Origin of the sequence: Natrinema salsiterrestre (genome assembly GCF_029502005.1) — an archaeon.
GTDB lineage: Archaea > Halobacteriota > Halobacteria > Halobacteriales > Natrialbaceae > Natrinema > Natrinema salsiterrestre.
Window position 1 is genome coordinate 169,647 of record NZ_JAMQOT010000005.1, and the last position, 15,008, is coordinate 184,654.

Consider the following 15,008-nt stretch of genomic DNA (forward strand, 5'->3'; position numbering starts at 1 on the left):
CGACGGGGCAGCGCTGTCGCTCGGCCACTGGTTCTTTCGGGACGATAGAACGGGCGATAGCGGCAGTTCGAGAGCGCAACCTCGCTCAGTCGGACGCGACTGTCCGAGCACCGACCTCCTCGTCGAGGACGTTTCGGCCCGTTTCCGGATCGAACAGGTGGACGTCGGACTCGTCGAACGTGAGCGTCACCCGATCGCCCGGCTCGAGGCCGACGTCGGAATCGACGCGGGCGATGAATTCGTTACTCACGTCGAGGTGGAGGAAGTTGTCGGAGCCGACGGGTTCGACGACGTCGATAGCCGCCGTGATCGTGTTGGAACCGCCCCCGTCCGCGATTCGCACGTTCTCCGGACGGATGCCGAGCGTGTACCGGCTCGAGTCGAGTTCCTCTCGATGTCGTCCGACGTACGCCCCCGAGAGCTCGAACTCGAACCCGCCGTCGGGGCCAGTCAAGCGGAGTCGATCACCCGTCGGTTCGACGGCGACGTCGACGAAGTTCATCGACGGCGAACCGACGAAGCCGGCGACGAACTCGTTGACCGGATTCTCGTAGACCTCGGTCGGCTTCCCCTGTTGCTGGAGTTCGCCGCCGTCGAGGATGACGATCCGATCGCCCATCGTCATCGCCTCGTGTTGGTCGTGCGTGACGTAGACGGCGGTGATCCCGAGCTCGTTCTGGAGCCGCTGAATCTCGGCGCGCATGCTCGTTCGGAGCTTGGCGTCGAGATTGCTCAGCGGTTCGTCGAACAGGAACAGGTCGGGTTCCCTGACGATCGCCCGACCGAGCGCGACCCGCTGTTTCTGGCCGCCGGAGAGCTCGTCCGGTCTGTCCTCGAGGAGGTCCTCGATGTCCATCATCTCGGCCGTGTCGACGACCCGCTGCTCTCGCTCGGACTCGCTCAGATCGGTGCTCATCCGGAGCCCGAACGCCATGTTCTCGAAGACCGTTTTGTGGGGATAGAGCGCGTAGTTCTGGAACACCATCGCCACGTTCCGGTTCTTCGCGTGGACGTCCGTGACGTCGTCGTCACCGATTTCGATCCGCCCGGACGTGGGCTTCTCGAGGCCGGCCAGCATTCGCAGCGTCGTCGTTTTTCCGCAGCCAGACGGCCCGACGACGGTCACGAACTCGCCGTCCTCGATCTCGAGATCGAGGTCGTTGACGGCGACGACGGAGCCGGCGTCGTATTCCCTCCGCAGCGATTCGACCGTTACTCGTGCCATTTCACTGGTCGTTCGGAGAGGGTGCGTAAAACCTTTTCCCAAATAGTGGAATTTGAGAAGTAATATTACACCAAATATATTCGTCTCTCGCTGGTCGTGCGCCGGGCGGGGACCAGTGGCTCCGATCCGCCGATACATAGATGTATCTCAAGTACAGTTACGTGATGAAACTCGGAACAGACCACCGAAAAAATCGGTACGGGAGGCAAAACGCCGCGTTCGTCCAGTACGGATCGCGGCGGCGAGTCGCCATCCTAACAATTAAATATATGAAGATATTATTCATCACTGATTGCCCATGACACTGCATCGCAGGAACGTACTCGCGGGGATCGGCGGGGTTGCATCACTGACAACGGCGGGGTGTCTCAGCGGAGCGCTCGGCGAAAGCTCCCAGGAGACGACGCTCTGGAACCAGTTCACGGGGAGCGAGCAGGACAGCCTCGAGACGCACCTCGAGACGTTCAACGAGGGACGGGACGATACGATGGTCTCGGAGAACCTCTCGGACGTCAAAAAGCAACTCAAGACGGCGATTCCGGCGGGGAACGGCCCTCACACCTTCCCGTGGGCCCACGATCGAATCGGCAAGTATCAGAGTCAGGACTTCCTCTACGACGGGAGCGACGATCTGGAGCTCGACCTCGAAGGGACGTTCACCGACAACGCCGCCTCCGCAGTTCAGTGGGAGGGCGGCGTATACGGACTCCCCTACGCGTCCGAGACGGTGTCGCTCATGTACAACCCCGATCTGGTCGACGAACCGCCGGAGACCCTCTCGGAGATGGTCTCCATCATGGAAGACCACCACGATCCCGAGAACAGCTCGTGGGGACTCTCGTGTCCGCCGAAGACGGCGTACTTCGTCAGTGCGTTCTTGCACGCCTTCGGCGGGCGGATCTACGACGAGGAGAGCCGCGAACTCGGTATCGAAACCGACGAGTTCATTCGGGGAATCGAACTCCTCCAGGACTCGATCTGGCCGTACGTCGCGGACGATACCACGTACAACGGACAGATGCCGCCGTTCGCCGACGGCAACGCACCGTTCGCGATCAACGGCCCGTGGCAACTCGGTAGCTTCCGCGACAGCGGCGTCGACGCGACCGTCGCACCGCTTCCCGACGTCGACGGTGGTAGCCCAACGCCGTACACGGGCGTACAGACGTGGTACTTCACGGCACAGCTCAACGGCGCGAGCGAGGCGTCGTTCGACACGACGCTGGAGTGGGCCGAGTGGTACACGACCGACGAAGACGTGATCACTGGCAACGCACGGAATCACGGCTTGATCCCCGTTCACACGGATCACGTCGAGTCCGACGAGCTCGGCGACGACGTCCCGATGTTCGCTGAAACCGTCGATATGGGGACGCCGATGCCGGCCGATCCGCGTATGGATACCGTCTGGACGCCGTTCGAGAACGCCCTCGAGCGGGTCTTCAACGATCAGTCGGAGGCCGACGAGGCGATGAAATCGGCCGCCGACGAGATCCGCAGCCGCTGGGAGTAACTGACTGCGCTCACTACGCACCTTCATGTCAACATCGTCATTCCTCAGCCGCGTATCAAAGCGGAGTCAGCAGCCGCTTTCGGGTATCCTGGACGATCTATTCGGTCTCCTCCTCGTGTTACCCGGTGCCGTCCTCTTCGGCTCGTTCATGCTGTTCCCGATCACGTTCCTGATTTACCTGTCGCTGACCGACGCGACTCACGCGGGGACGGTCATCGGAAGCGGGTCGAACGTGGTCGGCCTCGAGAACTACAGGGCGCTCTACACGGACATCCAGTTCTGGAACTCGTTAGCCATCACCTGGTTGTTCGTCCTGGTGAGTCTGGTGATCAAGATCGCGCTCTCGATCGGACTCGCGATGGTGCTCACGCACGCCCGCGTCGTAGGCAAGCGGTTCATGCGGGCCGTCGTCATCGTTCCGATGGGATTTCCGACGATCTTTACGATCACGGTCTGGAAGGGGCTGTTCAGTAGTGCCCGGTTCGGTCCGCTGAATCAGTTACTCGACTACTACAACGGTATCGTCACTGGCCTCGCGAGCGGGGTCGATACGGTCGTCGTCTTCGCGACGATCAACGCCCCCGAACTACTGCTCGCCGACGTCCCGGTTTCGTGGCTCAGCGGTGGCCGGTGGAGCGCGTTCTTCGCGTACGTTACGACGGAAGTCTGGCTGGCGTATCCGTTCATGGTCATCATCATCGTGAGCGCGCTGCAGGACGTTCCGGGCGAGCTCCACGACGCGGCGAAGGTCGACGGCGCGGGGTTCCTTCACCGGTTCCGTCACGTCACGCTTCCGTCGATCAAGCGCCCGGTCATGTTCGGCGCGATCCTGACCGCGGCGACGTCGTTTCAGCAGTTCCTCGTCCCGTGGATCTTCAATCAGGGCGGTCCCTCGCGGCAGAACGAACTCCTCCTCGTCTACGGCTACCGTGAAGCGACCGCCCTCGACGAATACGCGTTCGGCTCCGCGATCATGGTGACTGCCATCGCGTTCATCGGCATGTTCATGTGGCTCGCAGTGCGGAAAGGGGACCTCGCAGAGGGGGTGAACTCGTAATGACGCCATCCGAATCCGAGACGCAGGCCGACGACCGGCTCAGGAATCGACTCCGAAATCCGCGGGACACCGCCAAAACGGTCGCCGGGACCGGCGGTGCCATCGGCATTCTACTGGTCCTCATGTTCCCCGTCTACTGGGTTCTCAGCGCATCGCTCTCCCAGGGCTCGGGTCTGATGAGTACCGAGGGGATATTCGCCGATCCCTCCACCTACAATCTCGATGCCTACCGGTGGGTGCTCTTCGAGTCTGCGTTCCGGGACGCACTCGTCAACAGTCTGGTCGTGGTGACCGTCACCGTCCTCGTCTCGATGTCGGTCGTCATTCCCGGTGCGTACGCGCTCTCGCGGCGGGAATTCATCGGTCGCGAGAAGATCCTCTACGGCTACGTCCTGTTCACACAGGTCGGGGCCGGCCTCTCGATCGCGACGCTGATCGCCCTGTACGCGCTGTTCGTCAATCTCGGGCTGAGCAACAACCTGCTCGTGCTGGGGCTGTTCTACGCGGCCGGAGCGATCCCGTTCAACACGTGGTTGCTCAAGACCTTCATGGACAACATCCCGGTCTCCTACGAGGAGGCCGCAATTGTCGACGGTGCCGGCCGGTGGGACGTCATCCGCGAGGTGATCCTGCCGCTGTCGAAACCCGGTATCGCCGTCGTGCTGGTCTTTACCTTCCTGGCGGGGTGGAACGAGTTCATCATCGCACAGACGCTGCTCCGACCGGACAACTACACGCTCGCGGTCGAACTGTTCTCGCTCGCCCAATCCGGCCGGTTCGAGACGCCGTGGACTCAGTTCTCGGCGTTCGCGATCCTGTTCGCCTCCCCGGTGGCGATCATCTACTTCTTCGCGCAGAGTTACGTCGAGAGCGGCCTCTCCTTCGGCGGCATGGAAGGCTGACCCACCGACCGGCCGCTCGCTTCGATTTCTTCGGAGTTCGTCTCACTCGAGGGTGCGCGAGCCATCGACGTGGCCATCACCGTCCGCGTCGAGGACGGCGACCGAATCCACTGCGACCGTGCGCTCCCACTCGAGCCCGTCCGTCCCGATTAGCAGATCGGTTTCGCCGACCGATTCTTCGAGCTCGACCGTTGCAGTCCCCGTTCCGAAGTGAAGCACTACGACGACGCGGCGATCCGTTTCGGAATCCGTCCGAGCGAAGGCGACGGCGGCGGCGGTGTCCGCTTCGTACGGAATCCGCTCGAGGTCCGCGCCGGCCTGTAACGCCGGATGCGATTTCCGAAGGTCGATCAATCGCTCGTAGTGCTCGAGCAGGTCCTCGTCGAACGCCCCCCAGTTCATCGGATCGCGTCGACCCGTCACGCCGGTTTCCTGCCCGTAGTAGAGCATCGGCGAGCCGGGAAGCGTGAGCGTCGCCGCGCCAGCTGCCAGTTGCGCGTCCCGTCCGTACTCGGCGAGGTACCGATCGGTGTCGTGGTTCTCCACGTACAGTAACCACTCCGAGTCGGGATGGGCACCGCGGCGTTGTCGATCCTCGATGGCCTCGAGGATCGCGTCGGCGGTCGTCGTGTCCAGCCCGGCCGCGGAATCGGTGAACTCGTCCGCGACCGCGTCCTCTTCGTCTTTCCTCCCCGTCTCGTCGGACTCGTCCGTTCCGTCGCCCGCGACCGACTCGCCCAACTGCTCGAGCGTGTCGTGGAGGACGTCGTCGTGGTGCATGTGGAATCGGCCGCCCCCCATCTCGGTATCGGAGGGAAGCGTCTCGTCCAGCAGGAAGAAGTCGCTGTCCCTGCCCGTCAATCGATCGGAGACCTCGGTCCAGAAACTCAGCGGAACGCCCCACGCGACGTCGGCCCGGAAGCCGTCGACTCTGCCGGCCCAGAAGTCCACGACTCCGAGCAAATATTCCCTCACCGCGGGATTGGCGTAGTTCAGATTGGGAATCCCGTCCCAGCCGAAGTACGTGTCCGCGTCTCGCTCGTCGAAATCGACCCAGCGATACCAGTCGCGGTAGCGCTCGTGATCGGGGTGGGACTCGTCGACTGCGGCCTCGTAGAACGGATGCGTCTCCGCCGTGTGGTTGATCACGAGATCGAAAACGACCCGGATACCCCGCTCGTGACAGGCGTCGACCAGTGCCTCGAAGTCGGCCATCGTCCCGAGGTCCGGATCGACCCGGAAGTAGTCCGTCGTGTTGTACCCGTGCGGACCACCGGCCTCCATCGGCGTTCCGAACCCGCTCTCGGCCGCGAGAAACGGCGTCAGCCAGAGGACGTCGATCCCGAGGTCCTCGAGGTGGTCGAGTCGATCCGCGATCGTCTCGAACGTGGGGTCATCCTGATCCGGGAACCGGCGCGTGAAGATCTCGTAGACGATCGCGTCGACGGCCCACTCGGGCGGTTCGAAGGGATATTCGATGGCGACGGACTGCGTATCCGTGCCCTCGCTGGCGGGAACGAGTTCGACCGCGTCCGGCACCGAATGTCGTTCGTCCACGGCGACTGCGTAGACCCGAGTCGGTTCGTCGGTCGCGCTGACGGGAATCGTGCCGTCGGCCTCGAGCACGTCTCCGTGCCGGTCGTCGACGTAGAACTCGATATCGGGGTCGCCGGTGCCAACGACGCTCGCGGTTGCCGAGAGCGACACGCGGCCGTCCTCGACCGTCGCGTCGAGTTCGACCTGCGGTCGCGGCGCGTCATCGTCTGCCTCGGGAAACGCGCGGACCGTCAGCTCGTGCGTTCCGTCGGGTGCCTCGAGCCCGAGCGTGTACTCGCCCGGTACGTCCGGTTCGAACTCGGCGACCGGGCCGTCGGTCGGTACAGCAGTCGAACCCGGCGGTGACTCGAGGACTCGCCAGTCGTACGTCGTATCGCTGTCCGGGTTCCAGGGGGCCAGCGAGTCGCGCGTCTCCATTTCGTTCCCGTTCGGGTCGACGATTCCCTCACCGACGGTGACGAAACGGGGCGGGCCGGGATGGGACGACCCGTCGCCGCTCTCGAAGGACGTTTTGAACTCGGTTTCCCCGCCGTCGGTACGTAGCCGTCGCCAGTCCATGGGACACCTTTCGCCCCGGAAATTAAATGTGTGGTGTACTGGTATACCACGATATTCGAAATGCCATCGACTGACCCTGACCGGTGGCGGCGGAATCGGCAGCGGTCAGCGTTCGTCGACGGCCACGGAACGAAGCGCCGCGGGTGCGACGCGACTTACACCTCGTCGAACAACGGAAGATCGCGACGCTCGTCTTCCGAACTCGACGAAGCTACGCTTCGTCGAACAGCTCTTCGCCCTCGACCATGTGCTCCTCGACGGCGTCCATGTCGAGCGTCACGCCGAGGCCGGGTTCCTCCGGAATCTCGATGTAGCCCTCCTCGATGACGTCTTCTTCGACGAGGTCCTCCCACCAGCCGAGCTCGTAGGAGTGGTACTCGACGGCCAGCGAGTTCGGAATCGCCGCACCGACGTGCGCGCTGGCGACCGTCGCGACGGGGGATGCGACGTTGTGCATCGCGACCGGCACGTAGTACATATCGGCCAGATCCGCGATCTTCCGCGTCTCGCGCATGCCGCCGACCTTGGGCATGTCCGGGGCGATCATGTCGACGGCCTGCTCCTCGATCAGGCGGCGCTGGCCGTGTTTCCGGTAGACGTTCTCGCCGACGGTGATCGGCGTCGACGTCGACTGCGTGACCTCCCGCTGGACGTCGTGGTTCTCCGGCGGGACGGGGTCCTCGAGCCACCAGACGTCGTAGTCCTCCAGGCGCTTCGCGAGGCGCTTCGCGCTGCCCCCGGAGAAGGTCCAGTGACAGTCGAAGGCGACGTCGGCGCGGGAGCCGACGCGCTCGGTGACCGCTTCGACGATCGAGACCTTGTGGTCGATTTCGGGGCCGCGGAGGTGGCGGTTCGCGCGATCCTTCTCGTGGCCGCTGGGGACGTCGAGGTCGAACTTCAGGGCGTCGTAGCCCAGCTCCTCGACGACCCGTTCGGCCTCGTCGGCGCAGGCGATCGGGTCGGCTTCCTCCTCGGTGTGGCAGTCACAGTAGACCCGCATCTCGTCGCGGTACTTGCCGCCCAGCAGCTGGTAGGCCGGCACCTCGAGGATCTTGCCGGCGAGGTCGTGGAGCGCGACCTCGATGCCGGAGATCGCGGTGACGGTGACGCCGCCGATCGAGCCTTCGCCGGACATCTTCTGGACGAGGTGCTCGGTGAGTCGGTCGATATCCAGCGGGTTCTCGCCCTGCAGGAACGGCGTCATCCGTTCGATCAGTTCCGGCGCGCCGGCACCCCAGTAGGCTTCGCCGGTGCCGACGACTCCCGCGTCGGTGTAGATCCGGACGAGCGTCCACGGGAAGTTCCCGTCGACCATCGTCGTCTGGATGTCGGTGATTTCGACGTCCCGTCCCCCGCCGCGCTCGCGCGTGACCCCCATCGTCTCCGACGAGAGGTCTCGCATCGTGTACTCGGCGTTCGGATCGTGTAAGTCAGAGTAGTCTACTCCCATGGATGGATATTCACTCCGAAGATAGTAATAGTTTCTACCTTTCCTCGGCAAGGTTTCGGACGCGGACTCGATCGGCGTGCGACTCGCTTCGGTGACACAATACTGGCCGAGGAACCTGAACGCACTGCTTGCAACGAGACCCGTGACCCCTCGATCGAGACTCAGCGACTACGGGCAGTTCTCACGCGCTCGAGTTCGTCGGTCACGTTCTCTAACTCGACGTCCAACGCCGCAGTCGCGGCGAGGGCGGCCCGTTTTTCGGCCGTCCGGTGGTCGATCGCCTGCGGTCCGACGGCGAATTCGATCCGGGTCACGCCGTCGGTCGACCTCGAGCGGCCGAGCACCGTCACGGGGCCGACTTCGCGAGTGTTCCGAACGTGCGTGCCGCCACAGGCCGTGACGTCCCACGGATCGGCCGAGCCGTTCATATCGGAGAGTCGATTCCGATTGCGGTTGTCGTTCTCGTCTTCGATCGTGACGACGCGAACCCGTCCCTTCTCGACGGCGGCGGCGTCGAGTTCGGCATCGACGGTAATCCCGTCGCGCTCGCGTGCGCTCGAGAGCGGCATATCGTCCCACGACACCGGTCGCGACTCCCAGACCACGCGGTTGACCAGTTCGTCCAGTTCGATTAGCGTCTCGTCGTCGAGGGTCGCGCTCGTCTCGAGATCGACGGCGACGGTTTGTGCGCCGATATCGAGTCCGACGCAGGTCGGTTCCTCGAGCAGTCGCCGCGCTGCACCGGCGAGGACGTGACTGGCCGTGTGGGCCCGCATGCAGTACATCCGGAACGACCAGTCGACCGAACAGAGGACGCGGTGACCCGTCCGAAACGACGGCTCCTCGGCCAGCACGTGAACTTGCTCGCCGTCGGCGTACTGGACGTCCGTGACGGCGATGTCTCCGACGGTCCCGCGGTCGGCCGGCTGCCCGCCGCTCGCCCCGAAGAAGTGGCTGCGCTCGAGCCAGACCCGTCGGCCGTCGATCGACGTTACCTCGGTTTCGAACCGCGTGGCGTACGGTTCCGCTGCCGCCCGTTGCCCGGTCATCGGTTGAAATGTGTCGTCAGCGGTTAAAAGTCTGCTCGCCGATACTGTCACCGGAGACGAACGGGCCGTCGCTTACTCCGCGAGCGTCACGTCGAGTCGGTCCTCGAGGGCCTCGATCAGGCCGCCACCGATGCCGGCCTGCGCCGCCCGCCCCTGTTCGACCGCGAGGACGTCTTTCTCCGGTGCATCGAGTTCCTCGGCGAGCTCCTCGCGCTGGAGCCCGGCGTCCCGTCGGGCCTCGACGAGCGCGTCGCCGTAGTCCGAAACCAGGTACGGCAGCGGGTCGTCGTCGTAGTTCGTCCCCTCGCTCTCCCAGTGTTCGGAGTCACCGTCCCAGACCGGGTTCGCTTTCGCGACGTTCTGGGCCGCCTTTCGTTTGCGGCTCGGTTCGTCGTCGGTGCCCGCGTCCTGCTCGCTCCGGTTCTCGGTCCGGTCTTGGCCGCGCGCGTTGGAATCGTCGTGTGGCGCGCAGTCCGGACAGACCTCGAGTTCGGCTCCGGCGACCGACGCGAGCGTGAGCGAACTACTCTCGGCACCGCAGAGTTCGCAGTTCGTCCCGCCACCGCTACCGGACGAACCGGTCGAGTATTTGGCCATGCGAGTGTTTGGCATCTGTCGCATTTCAACTAATCGGTAGCGCGGACCTCGATGAGGGTCCCACTCACACGGCCGATAGTGTCGGATTCGGCTCGTCTCCTGCGGGCCACGGACCACGCCGCGCCCTCGCGGCAGCGAGACCGGTCAGAGAGTCGGACCGAAATCGTCCATGGCGGCGCGAACGAGTTTCGCCTCCGCTTTCTGCAGGTGACCGCTGGCCGTCGCGGGCGCACAGTCGAGTTCCGCAGCGATATCCTCGTGAGTCGCGCGACGGGGCCGTTCGTAGTATCCCATCTCGAAGGCGACCGAAAGCGCCTCGCGTTGTCTGTCGCTGAGCGCTCGCACCGGGTCGTCGAGTTCGCCCCTGAACTCCCCGATCTCGTCGACCCGAATCTCCATCACGTCGGACGTCTCCTCGAGTGCCGCCTGAATCTGCTGCGGGTCGCCGACCCCGCTGCCGTACATCTCGCCGTCCCGGTAGATGATCGGGGTCCGAACGATCAGTTCGAGACGAGAACTCGCTCGCAGGATGCTGTCGTACATCGGCATCTCCAGCGAGCGCGCGACGACGAGCGCGTAGGTGCGGCCCCGGCTCGATTCGGACAGCCGTACCGACTCGAGGCCCTCGATCTCCGGTGCTCGCTCCGCGAGGACGGTCGCGTCGCCGTCGATCGAGAACAGATAATTGTCGACGCCGTCCAGCGTCGTGTTCACCTCGAGCACGCGCGCCTCCTCGATCGCGGGCGTATTGGCGAGGAGATCGAAAAACGGCGGTGCCCTGTCGGGGTCGACACGAACGGTGACTCGGAGCCGCTTCATACGTCACCTCGTCCGGTGGTACCCCATAAATCCCGCTTCTATACGTGGCAGAATCCTCTCGATAAACGGACGGTTTCCGTACGACGATGCGAACGAAACCGCGAACGGCAGCGGACGTGACGAGCCGATTGAAAGGGGACGAGACGCAGTGGAGCAGTGTCCACTCATCGATCCGCCGGTCCGGGAACTCGAGCGTGACCCAGATCGCAAAGAGCGCGCGTGATCGCTGGCTCGATCCAGTGTCCGACAGGCGACTCGAGCCGAACGGGGAGGTGAGGTCGTAATGTCCCGGATCGATCGCATCGCGACGGTGGTCACCGAATACAGCTGGATCGTCATCGCCGTGATGGTGCTGACGACGGCTGCCGTCGGCGCTGGAACGGGCGCGATGGAAGAATCGTCGTCAGTAACCGGTCTCTCGGACGATTCGGAGGTCTCGAATGCGTACGACGTCGCCAGGACAGACTTCTCACCCCGAGAGGCCAACACGACGACGTCGGTGATCGCGATCAGCAACGAGAGCGGGAACGCGCTCTCGAAGGCGACGCTCGTGCGGACGCTTCGATACCAGCAGAAGCTCCGGGAGAACGGGACGCTCAACGCCACGCTGGTCGACGACCGGCCGACCGTCAGCGTGGCGAACCTCGTTGCGACGGCGGCGATCGCGAGCGACCGTCGACACCCCGATCGGAACACCACGGCCGCGACGACCGGGCGGCGGACTGCCCCGCCGCTCGAGGAGCAGATCGCACGACTGGAATCGATGGACGACGCCGAGGTGGCGGCCGTCGTACGACGGGTACTCGACCCCGAGCGTCCCACGGCCGCGAGTCGGACGGCATCGCGGCTGCTGCCGCGGACGTACGAGCCGGGATCCGCGACGGCCGCGAGTCACCTCCTCGTGCTCACGCAGGAGACCGACGGGGCAGTGCAGGTCGACGTGGCGCTTTCGAAACCGGTCTCGGACGGGCAACGGGCAGCGCGCTCGCTGGCCGCGACCCAGCCCGGAACCGAGGCGTATCACGTGTTCGGCGGCGGCCTCGTGAGCGGCCAGCAGAGCGCTGCGATATCAGATAGCCTCGCGTTGCTGGGGCCGCTGGCACTGGCTTTCGTCCTCGTCTCGCTATCGGTCGCCTACCGCGATCCGATCGACGTGGTGCTCGGGTTGGTCGGTGTCGTCGCCGTGTTGCTCTGGACGTTCGGCGCGATGGGCTGGCTCGGTATCGCGTTCAATCAGACGATGATCGCCGTCCCGATCCTGCTGATCGGGCTCTCGGTCGATTACGCGCTACACGTGTTCATGCGGTATCGAGAGGAACGCGCCGCGGACGAGATCGGGACGAGACCCGCAATGGCCCGGTCGCTACGGCGCGTGGGCCCGGCCCTCGTGGTAGTCACGGTGACCACTGCGATCGGGTTCCTCGCGAACCTCACGAGTCCGATGGGCGACATTCGCTCGTTCGGGCTCGTCGCCGCCATCGGAATCACCGCGACCCTGATGGTCTTCGGGCTGTTCGTGCCGGCCCTCAAATTCGCGATCTCCTCGCGTCTGGATCGGTCGGGATCGGATCGGACCCCGTCGCCGCCGGGATCGGCCGGACGTCTCGGGCGAGTACTCGGCGCGAGCGCGTCGATCGCCAGCGCCGCACCGCTGGCAGTGGTCGTGTTCGCTCTCGTCCTCAGCGCGGGTGCCGCGTACGGGGCGACGGGGGTCGACGTCGCCAGCCCGGACGAGGCCTTCATGGCCGACGATCCGCCGGAGTGGACCGCTAGCCTCCCGGATGCGGTCCGGCCCGGCGAGTTCTACCTCAAGGAAAATCGCCGCTATATCGACTCGCGCTTCCAGACGCCCGATACGCAAGGTTACGTTCTCGTCGAGGGGAACGTAACCGATCCGGAGGCGCTCGAGCGAGTCGCCGCCGCCGAACGGACAGCGAGCCGATCCGAGGCCGTCGCGACTGGCCCGAACGGAGCGGCGACGATCGTGACGCCGCTGTCGGCGATGGAGCGGGCTGCGGCGCAGAATCGGACGTTCAACGAGACGTTCCACGCCGCCGATACCGACGGCGACGGCGTCCCCGACGCCGACCTTCGACCGCTCTACGACGAGTTCTACGCGGCGACACCGGACCTCGCAACGCGGACGATCCATCGAACGGACGAGGACGGGCAGGCGTCGGGAGACGCTGCGAGCGGGAGATACACTGCAGTTCGGCTCCGGATAGCCGTCGACGGAGACGTCGACCGGGCGACCGCCGTTGCACCGCTCCGCGATAGCGCAGCCGCGTTCGACGAAACCGACGATGTCGACGCGACTGCGACCGGTCAGCCGGTCATCGCGAAGGAGCTGAACGACCGCCTCGCGATGACGTTGCTCGAGGGTCTGGGGCTCACACTCGTCGTCGTCCTCGGATTCCTGCTGATCAGCTTCCGCCTGCGAGAGGGAACCGCCTCGCTCGGAGCCGTGACGCTCGTCCCGGTCGCGTTCAGCGTCAGCTGGCTGCTCGGAACGATGGCGCTGCTCGAGATCCCGATCGGACTCGTCACCGCTCTCGTCGGGAGCATCTCCGTCGGGCTCGGCGTCGACTACGCGATTCACGTCAGCGAACGCTTCGCGGAGGAGTACGGCACCCGCGCCGATGCGGAGACGGCCCTCGCGAGGACGGTGAGGGGGACCGGCGGTGCGCTGTCGAGCAGCGCCGTCACCACGGCCGCGGGGTTCGGCGTGCTGTCGTTTGCGCTGCTGCCCGCGCTTCGCCAGTTCGGGTTCATCCTCGCGGTCGGGATCGGGTACTCGTTCCTGGCGAGCGTATTCATCCAGCCGAGCCTGCTGCTGCTCTGGACGCGCTACGGCGCCGGGTCGACGGTCTCAGAGAACGTAGACGGCGGGACGGCCGAGAACGTCTCCCATCGATAGGTCAACCGCAAACTCGAGTCAACCCCGAACTGACGCTCCCGATCGGTTCGGCGCTGTCTCGTGCCCGCGGGAGGGCGCTACCGGCCGACGTGTTTCTTGAGCGTTGCCCGCAACGGTAACGCTACGCCACCGCCGATCGGGAGGAGCACGAACGCGACGAGATCGACGGGTACCGTACCATAGCTCGCCGCGGATAACCCCACCCCAGCGAGCGGTGCGAACACCGGAAATACGTACAGATACGACGGTTTCCAGCCCGGTCCGCGCCTCGTGTGGCGGACGACGACGCCGAACAGCAACGGCATGAGCAGTGCACCCGCGAGCAGCGGGCCGCCGACGAGCGTCGCGGTGACTCCCACTGCGAGCGCGACGACGATCGTCTCGTCGATCGTCACCGGCCCCCAGCTGTGCTCCCGACTGACGACGCGGACGACGAGCAACGCACCGACCGCGACCGCCACGACGCCCGCGAGCGCGCCGTACCAAAGCGTCGGCTCCACCGGCGGCGCCACGATTTCGACGCCTCGGAAGAACGCGGTCATCGTCTCGAGTCCGTGGCGGCTCTCGGAAAGCAGCGTCCAGATCCCGGCCGGATCGGCACCCACTGCACGGAGATCGGCCCAGAGCGATTCCAGTGGTCCCCGGTTCTCGTGTCCGAACTGGCCGAGGCCGGCGGCGTAGGCGAGTACCGAGAGCCAGAGCAGCGGCAGCGAGAAGTTCTGTCGCCGCCACCAGCGTGCGACGGCATTGTCCGGTCCGGCGCTGGAGGTCGTCCTCGATCGACCGGTACTCGAGGTGGTCGCGCCGCTCGTACTGCCGGTTCGACTGGTCGACGCCGAGCCGCTACCCCCCGTCTGTCCCGTCCCGGTCCCGGTCCCGGTCGCACTCGAGGCACCACCGGCGGTTCCGGCCGAGGCCGATGCCGCGCCGGCAGCCGCTTTCGACCCGTTCGATCCCGTCGCGGACGACGATCGGCCGGCGGTCGTCGATCCCGACGCCGTCGAGGCGGCCGCCGGCGTCGCCGCGGTCGCCGATGCGTCGTCGTCGCTCTGCCAGACGTCGGGGGAGGGCAGGCCGCTGGTTCGCTTCGCGACGTAGTCCTCGTGGCCGAGACGGTCGTAGGCCTGTCGTTCGACCGGATCGCCGAGGATGTCGTAGGCGGTCTTGACCGCGGTGAACTGGGCCTGCGCGCGGTCGTCGTCGTTCAGATCGGGGTGGTAGACCCGGACCTGATCGCGGTAGGCGTCCTTGATCTCGTCCTGGGAGGCGTCGGGCGGGATTTCCAGCAAGTCGTAAAAGTCCTCAGTCATGTGAGCATAGGGCGGTTTGTTTGCTACGGTGATTGTCGGGGTGGGGTTATAATT

General features: G+C 65.2%; 11 protein-coding genes. 4 read left to right on the top strand and 7 right to left on the bottom strand.

The window, feature by feature from the left end; all coding sequences use genetic code 11:
* Nucleotides 1–85: 85 nt before the first annotated feature.
* A complete protein-coding gene (locus NDI89_RS15110) occupies nt 86–1,225 on the bottom strand; it encodes an ABC transporter ATP-binding protein (RefSeq protein ID WP_277522556.1) in 1,140 nt (379 codons plus the stop codon).
* A gap of 298 nt (nt 1,226–1,523) precedes the next feature.
* Between NDI89_RS15110 and NDI89_RS15115 the strand changes: the two genes are divergently transcribed.
* From NDI89_RS15115 to NDI89_RS15125, 3 genes are read left to right on the top strand one after another with little or no spacing between them, the layout of a single operon-like run.
* Entirely contained in the window at nt 1,524–2,738 is a 1,215-nt protein-coding gene (locus NDI89_RS15115) for an extracellular solute-binding protein (protein WP_277522558.1), read from the top strand.
* Nucleotides 2,739–2,763: 25 nt separating this feature from the next.
* Complete coding sequence (locus NDI89_RS15120; RefSeq protein WP_277522560.1) at nt 2,764–3,795, top strand: carbohydrate ABC transporter permease; 1,032 nt, start codon at nt 2,764–2,766, stop codon at nt 3,793–3,795.
* Nucleotides 3,795–4,697 (top strand): sugar ABC transporter permease, encoded by a 903-nt coding sequence (locus tag NDI89_RS15125; protein WP_277522564.1) that lies wholly within the window; start codon nt 3,795–3,797, stop codon nt 4,695–4,697. Before NDI89_RS15120 ends, NDI89_RS15125 begins: the two co-directional genes overlap by 1 nt.
* Before the next feature lie 42 nt (nt 4,698–4,739).
* On the opposite strand, the gene NDI89_RS15130 is transcribed toward NDI89_RS15125, so the two are convergent.
* The 5 genes from NDI89_RS15130 to NDI89_RS15150 form a co-directional block, all read right to left on the bottom strand.
* Nucleotides 4,740–6,812, bottom strand: a complete 2,073-nt coding sequence (locus tag NDI89_RS15130) for an alpha-amylase family glycosyl hydrolase (protein ID WP_277522566.1) — start codon at nt 6,810–6,812, stop codon at nt 4,740–4,742.
* A 211-nt stretch (nt 6,813–7,023) separates the two neighbouring features.
* Nucleotides 7,024–8,262 carry a mandelate racemase/muconate lactonizing enzyme family protein gene (locus NDI89_RS15135; protein ID WP_277522568.1) on the bottom strand — a complete coding sequence of 413 codons (1,239 nt, stop codon included), beginning with the start codon at nt 8,260–8,262 and terminating at the stop codon, nt 7,024–7,026.
* Between the two features lie 161 nt (nt 8,263–8,423).
* The gene (locus NDI89_RS15140) at nt 8,424–9,311 is read right to left on the bottom strand and encodes an alanyl-tRNA editing protein (RefSeq protein WP_277522570.1); all 888 of its coding nucleotides are present in this window, start codon (nt 9,309–9,311) and stop codon (nt 8,424–8,426) included.
* A gap of 72 nt (nt 9,312–9,383) precedes the next feature.
* Nucleotides 9,384–9,908, bottom strand: coding sequence for a helix-turn-helix domain-containing protein (locus NDI89_RS15145; RefSeq protein WP_277522572.1), 525 nt, complete (start codon nt 9,906–9,908; stop codon nt 9,384–9,386).
* 144 nt (nt 9,909–10,052) lie between these two features.
* A complete protein-coding gene (locus tag NDI89_RS15150; RefSeq protein ID WP_277522574.1) occupies nt 10,053–10,727 on the bottom strand; it encodes a helix-turn-helix domain-containing protein in 675 nt (224 codons plus the stop codon).
* Nucleotides 10,728–11,010: 283 nt separating this feature from the next.
* On the opposite strand from NDI89_RS15150, the gene NDI89_RS15155 reads away from it, so the two are divergent.
* The gene (locus NDI89_RS15155; protein WP_277522576.1) at nt 11,011–13,644 is read left to right on the top strand and encodes an efflux RND transporter permease subunit; all 2,634 of its coding nucleotides are present in this window, start codon (nt 11,011–11,013) and stop codon (nt 13,642–13,644) included.
* Nucleotides 13,645–13,721: 77 nt separating this feature from the next.
* Here NDI89_RS15155 and NDI89_RS15160 read toward each other — a convergent pair whose 3' ends face one another.
* The gene (locus tag NDI89_RS15160) at nt 13,722–14,954 is read right to left on the bottom strand and encodes a J domain-containing protein (protein ID WP_277522578.1); all 1,233 of its coding nucleotides are present in this window, start codon (nt 14,952–14,954) and stop codon (nt 13,722–13,724) included.
* Nucleotides 14,955–15,008: the final 54 nt, after the last annotated feature.